Origin of the sequence: Sodaliphilus sp. (genome assembly GCF_045598405.1) — a bacterium.
GTDB classification, from domain to species: Bacteria; Bacteroidota; Bacteroidia; order Bacteroidales; family Muribaculaceae; genus Sodaliphilus; species Sodaliphilus limicaballi.
In genome coordinates this window covers 1-15,315 of sequence record NZ_JAZLLZ010000028.1, presented here as the reverse complement: position 1 = coordinate 15,315, position 15,315 = coordinate 1, and the positions used below count along the sequence as shown (strand labels likewise).

Sequence of the window (15,315 nt, the reverse complement as noted above, 5' to 3'; positions counted from 1 at the left end):
TATTGGATCAGGTTTTGGACCTAAAATGATGGGAAAAACAAAAAAAACAACATCTTGTAGGAATATAACTGCTAACACTTTTGTGTAACATGAGGATGTTGACAAAGAATAAATTTTTAGTTAATTTCAAGCGAAGTGCCTTTTTTTAGGTTGTATTTAGGGGGTGGCGCTGCGCTTGAAATACACTGAAAATAAGCTGAAAATATAAAAATCTGTTTTTCAGCGAAGCAGGTGTCGGCGCGATGAATACATTATTTGTTTGCAATATAGCAAATTACAGCTTGCGAAACTTGAATTAGATTATTAATTATTTCTCTGTGACCTCTGTGCCTTCGTGGGAGATGGTCTAAATTACAATAGTCGCTTACATCGTGAACAACTCATTGGCAGTCACTTCACTGTGTACTATACTATTGTGCTTGCTCCGATTAAGTCCACATGGAGTTACAAACGTGTGAACAACCCCGCGTTTGATACCCGTTTGGTCGCAAAAAAGCTGTTTGCGTTGTGATAGTTTTTCTACATAGTCTGATTTGATCACATACGGAGTCTCGCTAAACTTCATCTCGCAAAGATGGACAATTTTATCCACACGTTTAATCACCAAGTCGATTTGTGTGCCACGTTGTCCGTTTGCAGGAGCACTGCGCCACGCTGCAACTTCGGTTGCAATACCCGAAATTCCAAGAGCGTGTTTTATCTGCCATATATGCATCAAGCAAACCAGTTCAAACGACAATCCTTCCCACACGCTCACGCTTCTTGACTGGAAATTATGCATCCAGTACTGCTCGTCGCCGCTGCGATTTCCGTCAATAAACTTGCAATAAAACAGAGTGTAGAAATCGACGAGTTTGTATATTACCCCTTTTACTTTTTTCCCTAATTGAGTGTAACCATACACAAAGTCACAACGTTCAAGATTTCTGAGAATGCGAGTTAGTGTGCCGCCCGACAGTCCTGTGTGACGCTCGATTTCGCTCCGGAGCATGCCTTCTCGGTGTTGGGCAAGAAGTCGCACAACCACAATATACTTATCAGCCTGTGTGAACAAAGCGTTATACAACTCGTCAAATTCGGTTCGGAGCATGCCTCCGCGCTCGAAATACAGTTTATCAATATTTTGCTGCAAACTCAATTCTGGTGTGAGCAGACTCATGTAGTGAGGCACGCCGCCCATAACCATATAATTTTGCATAATCTGATATTCATCCCAGTCGAATCTTCTGGATTTCAAATACAACTGGCACTCGTGCAGCGTAAAGGGGCGTAAATATATGCGAGACGTGATGCGCCCGTGCAAACCTCCTTGATTCTCCTCAAGATTGTCAACCATCCACGACGTAGCACTTCCACACACCACCAGCACAATATCATCTCGCCCCATGGCCCAACTGTTCCAGAAATATTCAAACGCTTCTACAAAACGGCTCTGCTTATTGTCTATCCACGGCATTTCGTCTATAAATACTACTTTACGTTTCGTGTTATCAAGCGACTCTAAATGAGTTTGCAAATGTGCAAAGGCATCACTCCAGTCGTTCAATCTGGGCACTTTTTTCCCGCCATAGCGCTCCAACGCTTTTGCGAAATTATCAAGTTGGATTCGTGTTGATGCCTGATGAGCGCCCACATAATGAAAAGAATAAGAGTCGTCAAAGAACTTACGCACAAGAAAAGTTTTTCCCACGCGCCTGCGCCCATACACGACAATAAATTCTGAGCGAGACGAGTCAACACATCTCTTGAGTTCTGCTATTTCTTTTTCTCTGCCTATGAGTTTATCCATAATTATATCTCTTTTTTCTTCGGCAAAGATAACAATTTTATTTAGAATCCGACCCAAATGTGGGGTAAAAACCATAGATTTGGGTCGGATTCTATGAAATTTCTACCGTTTTCGGTAGTTTTTAGGCTACAAACTTGTGCACATTAGATATGTTTTCGGGGCAAAAACCACAAGAATCTGACCCAAATGTAGGGTAAAAACCATAGATTTGGGTCAGATTCTCGCACTCATTTCATGACAATGCCAGTGGGTTATTGTGTTTTTATTTATTGTTGTCTGGTAAAAAAAAGAAAATATTTTTATTTTGATTTTTATGCTTCGCTTAGAAAATAGCTTGCTCTGCAAGCAAAATGGAATTACCTCACAGATAGTGTATTATCATTTTGAGGACAGAGTCCTCTATTTTAAGGGAGGTTCTTAGCGTGAGCCATATAAACTAAAAAAATCATTTTCTTTTTTTATTCTATACCAAGCCCTGGTTATACCAAAGTATCGTAAATGGCAGTGTTTTGGGAAGTTAGCACAACTCTCGCAACTTTAACCGGACAGCAATAGTTTTTATTCCTGTTTCAGGGCTTCTTCGAGCGTGGGGATTGCGGCTTGGTTGAAGACGAAGCGGTCGGTGCCAGGATAGGTCACGCAACGAGCCATTTTCAACACAGGAGTCGCTTGCGGGTCAATGCTGTAAAGCAGCATCCAGTTGCCATGATCCACCGCCACCGGGTTGCACGCTCCGCCACGGGTCCAGGGATTGTGTTGCAGCATGTCGATAGTGTCGTCGGGCAATGCGAAGTGGCTCACGCTGTGGTGCCAGCCCTCGAGCTGCCACTCCACCGGGCGCACGAACACCGACGGATACACCGCCATCACCACGCCATTGCCGCAGTTGGTCACCGCCACGGTGTCTTTGATGTCTTGCGTGGGGAGCCACGCCAGCGGCCCATCCATGAGAAGGCGGGCATACCACGAGCGGGCACGCATCATGATCCACTCGTCGATGTCGATGCCATCCTCGCGCTCCACCACGCAATCGCGGCGGCAAGGTTCCAGATTCATAACTCGCTTGCACAGGGCAAGCATTTCACTCTCGTTGAGATTAAGCATTTGGTTCATTTGATCAGTGTTTTTCATGCCGCAAAATTACACACCCTGCAACCAAGCAACACCATCAACCGAGCAACTCGCCTCATTTTTTTCGAACTTTTTTCTGCAACAAATTCTTTTTATAATCCATAACAAAACACACAAAAGTTTGAAATATTGTTTGTTTTCTTTGAGCTTTTGTGATATATTTGTATATTTGCATAAAATTTTAAATGAAAATAATAACTATGAGTGCAAGAAAGATGTTTTTAATCATAGCATTTGTGCTGGCATCGTGGAGCAGTATCAGTGCACAAACGAGCGATGACAATTACACCCCGTTAGTGCGCGAGGGCAGCGAATGGGTGTATTTTTCAAATGTTTTAGGAGATTATTATAGGCTCTATATAACGGGCGATACCACTGTCAACGGCAATACCTATAAAGTAATTCGCCGTTTTGGTAGTTATCCAGATTATAATGATATCCCCATGACGACCACACATGCCATTATTAGAGAAGAAAATAAGCGTGTTTATGCTAGTCGCGTAGATGGGTGTAGCTACATTAACAATGTTTCGGGAGAATTATATAATTCAGAGACTCAGGAATCTTTGTTATATGACTTTAACAACCTAGAGCAATTCTATCAAGATTGGTATGCGTTTTATGGCAAAAGTTCAGCTGGCAATCAGATAGTTAGCGAAACGACTGATTCTTGTCTGTTGGTTAGCCGTAACTGCTACAAAGTGCGATATGGGGTATTTCACAACGTGATTGAAGGAATAGGGGCATATTATGATAAAGATGGCGATTTGTTGTGTAGGCCTTTTTGTTTCAAAAGTCAAGCATTAGGGTATAAGCTTGTGTCGATGAAGAACGGCGTGGGAGAGTATGAGTATTTTAATAAAGACTTGTATAACAAGATGATGTTGTCGGTACACGATGCAAATAACAACAAAACTGTCGATATAAGCGATGTAAATACTGTTATAGATGCTGTGCTTGGACTGGAAAAACACCCTGAATATTGTTATGTTACAGAGGACAGCGACCTCGATGTAGCAGATGTGAATGCTGTGATTAACTATATATTGAAAAACTAATTGCGAAAATCTAGCTTAATCTGTGTTGTGGTCTATTGAAACACAAAGTAGATTAAACAGATTATCTATGCTTTCTCACGCAGATTACGCAGATTGCGCAGATTATTTATTTTATGATTATTTTCAGTTTATTTCAAGCGTAGCGCCATCACTTATTCAGATCGCCTCAGTAAAAAAAAGGCGCTTCGCTTGAAATTGACCAAAAATCAACTAAAAATTATTCTTCTGTCCTTATGTTCTTTTGTCAAGAGACCACAGCCATGATGCCCACCGACCCTGCAGTCATGGCTCCCTCGGGCGACAAAACCGTCATTTTCTTCTCACCGCAGATGAATGGTGCTAACAAGTGGCTCATTTCGCCCGAAATCACCATCTGCGACAACTTCGTGTGCCGCTTTGCCGCCAAGGCCTATGCCGAGTACCCCGAGAGCATGAGCGTGTGTGTCTTTACCGATGGTGCACAGAACCCCCTCACCGACTCGTGGGACGACGTGGGTTACATCAATCCTGTGAGCTACGGTGCGTGGACCCTCTATGAGACCGACCTCAACAAGTATGCCGGACAGAAGGTGCGCATCGGCATCCACTACACATCGTTTGACGCTTTCTTCTCACAGATCGACAACTTCTATGTGGGCAATCTCGACGACGAGGGCACAACTGTGGATGTGGGCTATGTGAAGCAGTATAACATCAAGTTCAACAACGCCGTGGTGGGTTCCACCACCGAGCCCTTTATCGTGCTCAATGACGTGAAGGCGGGCCAGCACACCGTGGCAATCCAGGCACAATATGAGAGCGGCATGAGCGAGTACACCACTCACCGCTTCAAGATTGACCTCGTGGGCGACGTCAATGGCGACGGAACAGTTGACGCAACCGACCTCAACATACTCTACAACATCATCCTGGGTAAGGTTAATTAAGAGGTTATTGGTTATTGGTTATTGGTTATTGACGATATTAACGATACTACTAATAAAAACAGCCCCACCATGGTGGAGGCTGTTTTTATTAGTATAGCAGCCTTATTATTTGCGCACGGCACGAATGGGCAGTCCGCGCCAACGCTCGATACGATTCACGGCTATGCTTTCGTGAGTGCAACTTAATCTAGTACCGTAAGCGAAGTACGCTAAATATGGGTCGTCTTCATTATTCAATGAACTTGTCCAGTAGTCAACATAGTTCTCATTGTAGAAGTCTTCTTCAGAGCAATAGCCTGCAGCCGACAAGAAGATGAAATTGCCATTACTCTTGCTCCTTATGATATAACCGTTAATGTCTGAGCCTTTATAGTTGGTTGTCCATGTCCATGTGCAATGTTCTCTCAAGTCATTCAATTCCTGACGGGTGGGCATGCGCCATGCCGAGCCCCATGCGGCAGTAGCAGCATCGTCGCTGGCCTCAAGGACTTCCTTGCGGTCGTCTTTATTATATTTATTATACTCACCGTCATCGTTATATTTGTAATTACTAAAACAGAAATCATGATTTCTCTGGTAGTAGCCAGTGGTTTCGCCCCATGCAAAGTATCTGCCGCCTTCTAAGGGGTTGTTTGCTCCCACATTCCATGCTGCCCACATTACACCTCCAGGCAAGTCAAGATCCACCCATTCGCAATTGTCATCTTTGCCGCTGTGGTCTTTTTTCACGACTCTCACCTCGCAAGTGGCTTTCACACCGCTGCCATCGGTTGCCGAGCAGGTGATGGTGGCTGTGCCCACTGCAACGGCATGGATATTGCCATTGGTAACCTTAGCCACGCTCTCGTTGCTGCTTGTCCATGTTATCGTCTTGTTGTCGGCATCGTCGGGAAGAACGGTTGCAGTGAGCTGCTTGTTCTCGTTGATGTCCAGTTCAAGGTTTGTCGCGCTCAACTGAATTGATGTGACTAATTTTGCGTCAGGGCGTTTAATGCTGTAGGCAACGAGCGAACTCTGTCCGTTGGGAGCAACCCACATGCGGCCCTCAACGAGCTTGGCAACCGACATCCACGACACTGGCACCCCGCTGGCGTTCATGAACACGATGCGGCCTTGATAGGGGTAGAACTCATAGGTTGCTGCACCGTCATAGTCGGTCTTGCCATCGTCGGCAAGGCTAAAGTGAGTGTTAACGTTATGCCACCAGATGCCGGCAACGAGAGAATTATCGACGGTGAATGGAGTGTCGTCGCTCAAGTTTGCTTCGGGGCGTGTAGAGGTGTATGCCACAAGAGAATTCTGTCCGTTAGGAGCGACCCACATGTTGCCGTTTGTGAGTTTTATCACCGACATCCACGACACTGTCTTCCCATTGTTATTCATAAACCTGATGCGACCCTGGTAAGGCAGGAACTCGTAGGTTGCTGCACCGTTATAGTCGGTCTTGCCATCAGTCATGAGGCTAAAGTGGTCGGTCTTGTTAAGCCACCAGATGCCGGCAACGAGTGAATTGTCAATGGCAAACGGATTGACACCAGGGTTGATATATTGTTTCTCTTGCTGACCAAGTATAGTGGCCGACGATGCGTTGATGTCAATAACATCCAGCTCGCCGTCATCGTTCATGTCGCCCTTGAGAATCTGGGCACTGGCCGAAAAGGCAAGTAAGCCCCAAGCCATCAATAATATATAACTAATTTTTTTCATCTTTTTCGTTTTTAAAAGCCAATGTTATTTTGTTGAAACTCGCACAGGGCGGACGAGTAGCCCAGCTGCACGTGATGCAGAGACTAGTTTGTAACCGTGATTTTCCTGTACGCGCAGAGAGTAGGCTTGGTCATTTGAATTCAAGTTGAGATCTTTCGACCAGTAATAATTATAACTAACATATTGAGTCCCATTACGTGGAAGGAAAATACTGTTACCATTCTTTTTGCTCGTTATTTTGCAACCACTCACATTATTAAATGTCACAAACTCTAGGGTGGTGTATTCGGTATTTATTAAGTCTTCTATCTCTTGAGCTGTGGGCATGCGCCAGCTTGAGCCCCAGTTGGCAGTCGCTGCATCGTCCTCGGGGTCAAGGGTAGACTTGTTGTCAACATTACCATAACTACCAAAACGCGAATCAGTGCAATATTTGGTCATAGATCTAATATCACTAATATATCGACCAAGACACCATTTGTAGTTCGGTATATTGAACTGGTGATCCTCGTCAATATAGTAGCCCACGATATCGCCCCATGCAAAGGCTTTGCCAAGTTCCTCGGGCTTTTCGGCTCCGATGTTGTAAGCTGCCCACAGCACTCCACCTGGCAAGCCTAAATCCACATATTCAGGTGTGACATCAACCTCGCAGGTGGCTTTCACGCCGCTGCCGTCGTTTGCCGAGCAGGTGATGGTGGCTTTTCCATATCCCACTGCATTGACATTGCCGTCGGTGACCGTGGCAACACTCTCGTTGCTACTTGTCCAGGTGATTGAGTTGTCAAAAGCATAGGTAGGAAGCACAGTGGCAGTAAGTTGCTTGGTCTCGTTGGGTTTCATCTCAAGGTTGGTTGCACTCAACTGAATTTCGGTCACTGGACTGTTTTGTATAGGGGAGTAAGTGACGAGCGGACTCTGTCCGTTGATAGCGCACACCATGCTGCTCTCCTTGAGGTTGATTACCGACATCCTTGACACTGGCTCACCGCTTGCATTAAGGAACACAATGCGTCCCTGATAGGGGTGGAACTCGTAGGTAGCAGCACCAGAATAGTTAGTACTACCATCTTTCCTTAGAATAAGTCGGTGAACCCATATATGAAGCTCGTCCTCTTCGGTGTAATACCAGGATCCAATGACTGGAGTGTTGTCGATGGCAAATGGGTCACCACCTGTTTTGATGAATTTTTTCTCTTGTTGGCCAAGGATAGTGGCTGTTGTGGCGTTGAGGTCAATAACGTCCAGCACGCCGTCATCGTTCATGTCGCCCTTGAGAATTTGGGCGCTGGCTGTGATGGCAAGTAAGCCACATGCCATCGACAATAATAACATTCGTTTCTTCATATTTTGTTTTTTAGTTTTTATAAGTCACATCAAGGTTTCTCAGGAAAGCACCAATAAATATTTTAGCGGCCCCTTGCGACGATGCAAAGTTAGATAAATTTTAATTTATCACGGGGCGTTAGCGTAAAAACGAGGGTCGTTTGAAACAAAAACACATTTTTTGTATAATTTGACCCATTCCTACGGGCAAAATGGGCCACAACGACGGTTTTAGCGTCGTACTTATCACTTTTATCAGTTTTATCGCTTTTATCACTTTTATCATTTTTATCAGTTTTATCAGTTTTATCACTTTTATCACTTTTATCACCTTTATCACCTTTATCACTTTTATCACTTTTATCACTTTTATCACTTTTATCAGTTTTATCACCTTGTGCTGTTTAATGTATAGACTTTGTTGTTTCCATGAATGCAAAAATAATGTGTTGTTTGTTGGGAAACATTATCAACCGAGCAAGTGATTCTGCCGTATGTGCGACCCCTTCGAGGTCGGTTGCTATATGCCTCTTTCCGACGGCCTACGGCCATCGGTTACGATGCAATGTGACGACTTCGTCGTCAACTACCGTCTAGGGAAACCCACTAATCCTTTTTCCGACGGCCTACGGCCATCGGTTACGATGCAATGTGACGACTCCGTCGTCAACTACCGTCTAGGGAAACCCACTAATCCTTCTTCTCTGTGCCTCCGTGCCTCCGTCCAAAATACAACCTAAGAGAAAAGGCGCTGCGCTTGAAATACACTGAAAATAAGCATAAAATATATAAAATCTGTTTTTCAGCGAAGCGGTGTTTTTTGGTTTTGCGAGCAAGCAAGCCCGCAGGGTGATGATTGTTGCGGGATTGGGCGTTGAGAACTTGTTCTCATAAGACCAAGGCCGCAACAAGCATCAGTGGCTCGTAGAGACACATTGCTCGCAAAACGGTTTTTCTTGTTTTTTTTAGCTCCTTTCCTGTAAAAAAACACAGAGAGGAAAAAAAATAATTTCTTTTAATTCTGGATAATTTATTTCAGTAAAAAATTCTCTGTGACCTCTGTGCCTCGGTGGGAGATAGGAAACTCTGCTGATTCCTCATTGCTGTGCGTTGGGATGGGGGGTATATAACGCAAAAAAGAGCCGCTGTTGCGACTCTTCTTTGCGCTTCAAGATGGACTTGAACCAACGACCCCATGATTAACAGTCATGTGCTCTAACCAACTGAGCTATTGAAGCAGAATGTTTGTGATATGTGCGCTTCAAGATGGACTTGAACCAACGACCCCATGATTAACAGTCATGTGCTCTAACCAACTGAGCTATTGAAGCGGGTGCGTTATCGCTTTCGCGAATTGCGGTGCAAATTTACGCCCAAATTTTGAATTGTGCAATAGTTTTCACAAAAATATTTAAAAAAATGTGCTTTTCTGCGTTTTTTTATCCTCAAAATAGTGGTTTTTCACCTTTATGTAGTACTTTCGCAGTTGGAAAAATATTTTATGATGAAAAAAACATATCTCAAAATTGCTGCCGCATCGCTGCTGGCGGCACTTGTCGTGCCCGCTGCTATGGGCGACAGCAACGACGCTAACAGCGCATCGGTGGCGAGAAACCTCGACATCTTCAATAATATATACAAGGAGCTGACCACCTTCTATGTCGATACTATCGATGCCAAGAAGTCGATTGAGACGGCTATCAATGCCATGCTCGACGACATCGACCCTTACACCGAGTACATTCCCGCCAGCGAGCAGGACGAGTTCAGGGTGCTTGCCACCGGCGAGTATGGCGGCATAGGGTCTTACATCATGAACCGCACCGGCGACAAGAAGGGGGTATATATCTCTAGCCCCTACAAGGGCAGCCCCGCTGCCAAGGCCGGACTGCGCCCGGGCGACCGCATCATCATGATAGACGGTGACAGCGTGGTCAACTGGTCGAGCGACAGCGTGAGCTCGCACCTCAAGGGACAGCCCAACACCCATGTGCACCTCAAGGTGGAACGCCAGTGGACGCAAGACAGCATAATCGACTTCGACATCACCCGCGAGACCATCAAGGTGGATCCCGTGCCCTACCATGGCGTGGCACGAGGCTGCATGGGATATATCAGCCTTACCACGTTCAACGAGCAGTCGGCCCAGCAGGTCAAGGACGCTGTGGTTGAGCTCAAGCAGAACCCCGACGTCAAGTTCCTGGTGCTCGACCTGCGCGGCAATGGCGGCGGACTCATGGAGAGTGCCATCCAGATTGTGGGGCATTTCGTTCCCAAGGGCACACAGGTGCTCGTGACCCGCGGCCGCGACAAGCAGAGCGAGAAGACATACAAGACCACAGCCGACCCCGTCGATACAACCACTCCGCTGGTTGTGCTGGTGGACGGCAGCAGCGCATCGTCGAGCGAGATAACCGCGGGCGCGCTGCAAGACCTCGACCGTGCGGTTATCGTGGGCTCGCGCTCATTCGGCAAGGGACTGGTGCAGAGCACACGTCCGCTTCCTTTCGACGGCCTGCTCAAGGTGACCGTGGCAAAGTATTATATCCCCAGCGGACGACTCATCCAGGAAGTGGACTACTCGCACCGCAACCCCGACGGCACATTCCAGCGCAAGCCCGACTCGCTGGCCAACGTGTTTCACACTGCCAACGGACGTGAGGTGCGCGACGGCGGAGGCATCACCCCCGACATCAAGGTTGAATATCCCGAAATCAACCGCCTGGTTTACAATATCGTGCGCGACCACTGGGCTTTTGACTTCGCTACCAAGTATGCCGCCGAGCACCCATCTATACCCTCTCCCGCAAAGTTTGAGGTAACTGATGAGATTTTCAATGAGTTCAAGGCGTTTATCAACCCCGATAAGTTTGAATACGACAAGGTGTGCGAAGCCGGCCTCAAAGCCCTCAAGGATGTTGCCAAAGCCGAGGGCTACATGAACGACTCCACCAGCATCGAGTTTGAGCGCCTGGAGAAACTGCTCAAGCACGACCTGTCGCACGACCTCGACACTCACCGCAGCGAGATCGCCAAGCACCTTGCGCAGGAGATACTTGACCGCTACTATTTCCAGCAGGGACAACTCGAGTACATGGTGCGCAAGGACGAGGCCATCGACCGCACTCTCGAGATGTTTGCCAAGCCTGGCGAGTATGAGCGCATCCTGGGCAAGCCCGTCACCGAGGGCAAACCCGCCAAGAGCAACAAGAAGAAACGCTAAAGACTCAAAACTTTAACCATGCAGCAGAAAAAAGAAAATATTTTTTCATATTCAAATGGCTCACGCCAAGAAAATAGTTCGCCTGGCGAATAAAATGATATTTCCTCTTGTTAGGGTAATGTTATTTTGCGGGCTGAACCCGCTTATTTTCTTGCAAAGCATAAACTTATAAAAAATATTTTCTTTGGTCAACATGTTGGCGCTGCAAGCTATCGACTAAATAGATAAAACCTCATCCTCATGGACATAACCCAACTGTGCAACTCGTTCAACAGCGACGCACGCCTGTCGGCCGTCAAGCTGATGATTGCCGACAAGCACACTCGCATGATGAGCGTCAACGGACTTGCCGGCTCGTCGGCAGCAATGCTTTTCGCCCGTCTGCCCAGGCTCAAAAGCCCCTACCTCATCATTGCCAACGACATGGACGAGGCAGGCTACATCTATAACGACCTGTGCCAGATTGCCGGCGGCGACGCAGCCCTCATCTTCCCCTCGGGCTACAAGCGAGACATCAAGTATGGACGCGTGGACGCGCCCAACGAGATACTGCGCACCGAGGTGCTCAACCGCTGGCGTTCAAGCAAGGAGCTCAGGTGGGTGGTGTCTTATCCCGAGGCTCTTGCCGAGAAAGTGGCGTCGGCACAAGAGGTGGAGCAGTCCACCATCACCCTCACGGTGGATGAGAGCGTGGATCTCACGCAGGTCACCGGCAAGCTCATGGAGTTCGGTTTCTCGCGTGTGGACTATGTGTATGAGCCTGGGCAATTCTCGGTGCGCGGTTCTATCCTCGACGTGTTCTCCTACTCCAACGAGCGACCTTATCGCGTGGATTTCTTCGGCGACGACATCGACAGCATACGCATCTTCAACGTGGAGACACAGCTCAGCGAGGAGAAGGTGAGCCAGGTGCACATCGTCAACAACGTGAACAACGCCAGCAAGGCATGCACCTCGCTGCTCGACTATGTGGGCAGCGACACCATGCTTCTGTGCCGCGACGCCGCTTGGCTGTGCGACAGGGTGAAGTCAATAGGCCAGGAAACGTTCTCTAACAGCGCCGTGATGGCCAACGAGGGCGACATGACTGCGCTCGACAACGTGGTCGATGCCGAGGCGTTCATGCGTTCGCTGGCAGCGATGCGCCGCATCGATTTCCCTGCCGGCGAGCCCCAGGCCAGCTATGACGCCAGCATGACGCTGCACTGCAAGCCGCAGGGCATATATCACAAGAACTTCGACCTCATCAGTGACTCGTTCAAGGACTTCCTGGCACGAGGCTACAAGATCTTCATCCTGAGCGACAGCGAGAAGCAAATAGCCCGCCTGCGCGTCATCTTTGAGGACCGCAAGGACGACATCGTGTTTGATCCCGTGCTGCGGGCGCTGCACGAGGGGTTTGTTGACGACGACCTCAAGATGTGCGTCTTCACCGACCATCAGATCTTTGACCGTTTCCACAAATACAGCCTTAAAAGCGACCGCGCACGCAGCGGCAAACTCGCCCTCTCGCTCAAGGAGCTCAACCAGATTGAGGTGGGAGACTACATCGTGCACGAGGACCACGGCGTGGGCAAGTTCGGCGGCCTGCTGCGCACGGCAGTCAACGGCAAGATGCAGGAGATGATCAAACTCACCTACCAGGGCGGCAGCATGATTTTTGTCTCAATTCACTCGCTGCACAAACTCTCTAAATACCGCGGCAAGGAAGGACTGGAGCCCCGGCTCAACAAACTAGGCTCAGGCGCCTGGAACAAGATGAAGTCCCGCACCAAGAGCAAACTCAAGGACATTGCACGCGACCTCATCAAGCTCTACGCCCAGCGACGCAAGGAAGAGGGATTCTCCTTCTCGCCCGACAGCTACCTGCAACAGGAACTTGAGGCATCGTTCATCTATGAGGACACCCCCGACCAGCTCAAAGCCACCATCGCTGTCAAGGCCGACATGGAAAGCGCCAAGCCCATGGATCGACTGGTGTGCGGCGACGTGGGATTTGGAAAGACCGAGGTTGCCATACGCGCCGCGTTCAAGGCCGCTACCGACGGCAAGCAGACTGCCGTCCTCGTGCCCACCACGGTGCTTGCGTTCCAGCACTACAACACCTTCAAGGACCGACTCAAGGACTTCCCGGTGCGTGTCGATTACCTGAGCCGGGCACGCAAGCCCAAGGAGGTGAAGCAACTGCTCGCCGACCTAGCCGAGGGAAAGATTGACATCATCATAGGCACCCACAAACTCATAGGCAAGACTGTGAAATTCAAGGACCTGGGGCTGCTCGTCATCGACGAGGAACAGAAGTTTGGCGTTGCCACCAAGGAGAAGCTCAAGCAACTCAAGGTGAACGTCGATACCCTCACCATGAGCGCCACCCCCATACCCCGCACCTTGCAATTCTCGCTCATGGGCGCGCGCGACTTGAGTGCCATCAACACCCCGCCAGCCAACCGTTACCCCATCCTCACGACTCTGGGCACGCTCAGCGACGAGGTTCTGGCCGAGGCCATCAACTTCGAGCTCTCGCGCAACGGGCAGGTATTCATCGTGAACAACCGCATCGAGCAACTATATAACCTGCAGAACATGGTGAGCCGCGTGGTGCCCGACGCACGCACAGTGGTGGGCCACGGGCAGATGGATCCCGAGAAACTGGAACAAATCATTCTCGACTTTGCCAACCACGACTACGATGTGCTCATCGCCACCACCATCATCGAGAGCGGCATCGACATGCCCAACGTGAACACCATCATGATCAACAATGCCCAGGGATTCGGCTTGAGCGAGCTGCACCAGCTGCGCGGACGCGTGGGACGCAGCAACCGCAAGGCGTTCTGCTACCTGCTGGTTCCGCCCAGCAAGCCCCTCACGCCCGTGGCACGTCGCCGCCTGCAAGCCATAGAGAGCTTCAGCGACCTGGGGGCAGGCATACACATCGCCATGCAGGACCTCGACATACGTGGCGCTGGTAACCTGCTGGGCGCCGAGCAGAGCGGTTTTATCGCCGACCTGGGTTATGAGACCTATCAGAAGGTGCTCGCCGAGGCTGTGCTCGAACTCAAGACCGAGGAGTTTGCCGACGTCTTTGCCGAGGAACACGAGAACCCCGCTGCCGACGAGGCCGACTACGTGAGCGACTGCGCCATCGACACCGACCTCGAGCTCATGTTCCCCGCCACCTACGTGCCGCAAGAGAGCGAACGCATCAACCTCTACCGCGAACTCGACGCCATGGAGACCGACCAGCAAGTCGAGGAATTTGAAGCACGTCTGCGTGACCGCTTCGGTCAGATTCCCGCCATGTCGGCCGAGCTGATTCGCATCGTGCCGCTACGACGCACGGCACGACGCCTGGGCATCGAGAAGATAGTGCTCAAAGGGGGCGACATGCACGTCTATTTCGTGGGTGCCGAGAACGCCGCCTACTACCAGTCGCCCGCCTTCGGACGCATGATCAAGTATCTGCAGGACAACCCGCTGCGCTGCGAGATACGCGAGCCCAACGGCCGACGCAAGTTCATCATCAAGCAAGTGACCACCGTCACCCAAGCCCTCGACATCTTCACCACCATCCACACAACCAACTTATAGCGGCCTGATTATGGTCTCAAGCAGCCGATAGGGACTACATACACGCCGTCTTGCAAAACTGCTAAAAGTTAATAACATACACAAGAAAAAAGAAACCTTTTCGGTTGTTTGTAGCCATTTTGTTCGGTTGTTTGTAGCTATTTTGTTCGGTTATTTGGGTTTTTTGCGTTCGAACTAGAAAAGCAATTTTAATTCAACTTTAGCATTTGGAACCATTTGGGTTTCACCTATTTGCTCCGATTAGTAACTATTCAGCAATGGAACTCCCCGCGCGGATTTCACTGAACTCACTGATTTTTTCATTGAAAATATATTAACAATTAGAGGCTGGAAGCCGACACGCACAAAGCTTGCTTTGGGCACATATCCCCCACCGAAGGGAGTGACACGCCTGCCGGTGGGGGTGTGAAGTGTGACAAAACGCGCGGTTGAAGACCGCTACCTCGAAACGTGCAAGGTTGCGGTCTTCAACCGCAGTATAGTGTATCGCGTTTACCCTGCCCTGCCTTCGCTTGCGCTCAGTTAGGACAGGGTTATGTGCAGAACTGCGTTCTGCGTGTCGGC

General features: G+C 48.9%; 8 protein-coding genes and 2 tRNA genes. 4 read left to right on the top strand and 6 right to left on the bottom strand.

Annotation, left to right across the window (positions count from 1 at the left end; translation table 11 throughout):
- Window positions 1–364 precede the first annotated feature (364 nt).
- On the bottom strand, window positions 365–1,789 hold the full coding sequence (locus tag ACKI3C_RS02645; protein ID WP_407401763.1) for an AAA family ATPase: 1,425 nt from the start codon (window positions 1,787–1,789) through the stop codon (window positions 365–367).
- A 558-nt stretch (window positions 1,790–2,347) separates the two neighbouring features.
- Window positions 2,348–2,902, bottom strand: coding sequence for a hypothetical protein (locus ACKI3C_RS02640; protein WP_407401761.1), 555 nt, complete (start codon window positions 2,900–2,902; stop codon window positions 2,348–2,350).
- Between the two features lie 218 nt (window positions 2,903–3,120).
- Here ACKI3C_RS02640 and ACKI3C_RS02635 point away from each other — a divergent pair, with 218 nt between their 5' ends.
- Together ACKI3C_RS02635 and ACKI3C_RS02630 are read left to right on the top strand one after the other, a co-directional pair.
- Window positions 3,121–3,978, top strand: coding sequence for a hypothetical protein (locus ACKI3C_RS02635; protein WP_407401759.1), 858 nt, complete (start codon window positions 3,121–3,123; stop codon window positions 3,976–3,978).
- A gap of 233 nt (window positions 3,979–4,211) precedes the next feature.
- Window positions 4,212–4,904, top strand: coding sequence for a choice-of-anchor J domain-containing protein (locus ACKI3C_RS02630; protein WP_407401757.1), 693 nt, complete (start codon window positions 4,212–4,214; stop codon window positions 4,902–4,904).
- Window positions 4,905–5,009: 105 nt separating this feature from the next.
- Here ACKI3C_RS02630 and ACKI3C_RS02625 read toward each other — a convergent pair whose 3' ends face one another.
- The 4 genes from ACKI3C_RS02625 to ACKI3C_RS02610 all read right to left on the bottom strand — a co-directional run bounded on the left by ACKI3C_RS02625 (window position 5,010) and on the right by ACKI3C_RS02610 (window position 9,268).
- Window positions 5,010–6,611 carry an Ig-like domain-containing protein gene (locus ACKI3C_RS02625; protein ID WP_407401755.1) on the bottom strand — a complete coding sequence of 534 codons (1,602 nt, stop codon included), beginning with the start codon at window positions 6,609–6,611 and terminating at the stop codon, window positions 5,010–5,012.
- Window positions 6,612–6,635: 24 nt separating this feature from the next.
- Window positions 6,636–7,958: an Ig-like domain-containing protein gene (locus ACKI3C_RS02620; protein ID WP_407401753.1), complete on the bottom strand. Its 1,323-nt coding sequence runs from the start codon at window positions 7,956–7,958 to the stop codon at window positions 6,636–6,638.
- 1,143 nt (window positions 7,959–9,101) lie between these two features.
- A tRNA-Asn gene (locus ACKI3C_RS02615) sits at window positions 9,102–9,175 on the bottom strand.
- A 19-nt stretch (window positions 9,176–9,194) separates the two neighbouring features.
- Window positions 9,195–9,268: transfer RNA gene (locus ACKI3C_RS02610), tRNA-Asn, on the bottom strand.
- Between the two features lie 173 nt (window positions 9,269–9,441).
- Between ACKI3C_RS02610 and ACKI3C_RS02605 the strand changes: the two genes are divergently transcribed.
- Entirely contained in the window at window positions 9,442–11,160 is a 1,719-nt protein-coding gene (locus ACKI3C_RS02605; protein ID WP_407401751.1) for a S41 family peptidase, read from the top strand.
- 240 nt (window positions 11,161–11,400) lie between these two features.
- Window positions 11,401–14,751, top strand: a complete 3,351-nt coding sequence (gene mfd, locus ACKI3C_RS02600) for a transcription-repair coupling factor (protein WP_407401749.1) — start codon at window positions 11,401–11,403, stop codon at window positions 14,749–14,751.
- Window positions 14,752–15,315: the final 564 nt, after the last annotated feature.

What these genes read in the sequence shown, in the direction of transcription:
- ACKI3C_RS02645 (WP_407401763.1), bottom strand. Translation starts at nt 1,789, where the DNA reads ATGGATAAACTCATAGGCAGAGAAAAAGAAATAGCAGAACTCAAGAGA.
- ACKI3C_RS02605 (WP_407401751.1), top strand. Translation starts at nt 9,442, where the DNA reads ATGAAAAAAACATATCTCAAAATTGCTGCCGCATCGCTGCTGGCGGCA.
- ACKI3C_RS02630 (WP_407401757.1), top strand. Translation starts at nt 4,212, where the DNA reads ATGTTCTTTTGTCAAGAGACCACAGCCATGATGCCCACCGACCCTGCA.
- ACKI3C_RS02640 (WP_407401761.1), bottom strand. Translation starts at nt 2,902, where the DNA reads ATGAACCAAATGCTTAATCTCAACGAGAGTGAAATGCTTGCCCTGTGC.
- ACKI3C_RS02625 (WP_407401755.1), bottom strand. Translation starts at nt 6,611, where the DNA reads ATGAAAAAAATTAGTTATATATTATTGATGGCTTGGGGCTTACTTGCC.
- ACKI3C_RS02635 (WP_407401759.1), top strand. Translation starts at nt 3,121, where the DNA reads ATGAGTGCAAGAAAGATGTTTTTAATCATAGCATTTGTGCTGGCATCG.
- mfd (WP_407401749.1), top strand. Translation starts at nt 11,401, where the DNA reads ATGGACATAACCCAACTGTGCAACTCGTTCAACAGCGACGCACGCCTG.
- ACKI3C_RS02620 (WP_407401753.1), bottom strand. Translation starts at nt 7,958, where the DNA reads ATGAAGAAACGAATGTTATTATTGTCGATGGCATGTGGCTTACTTGCC.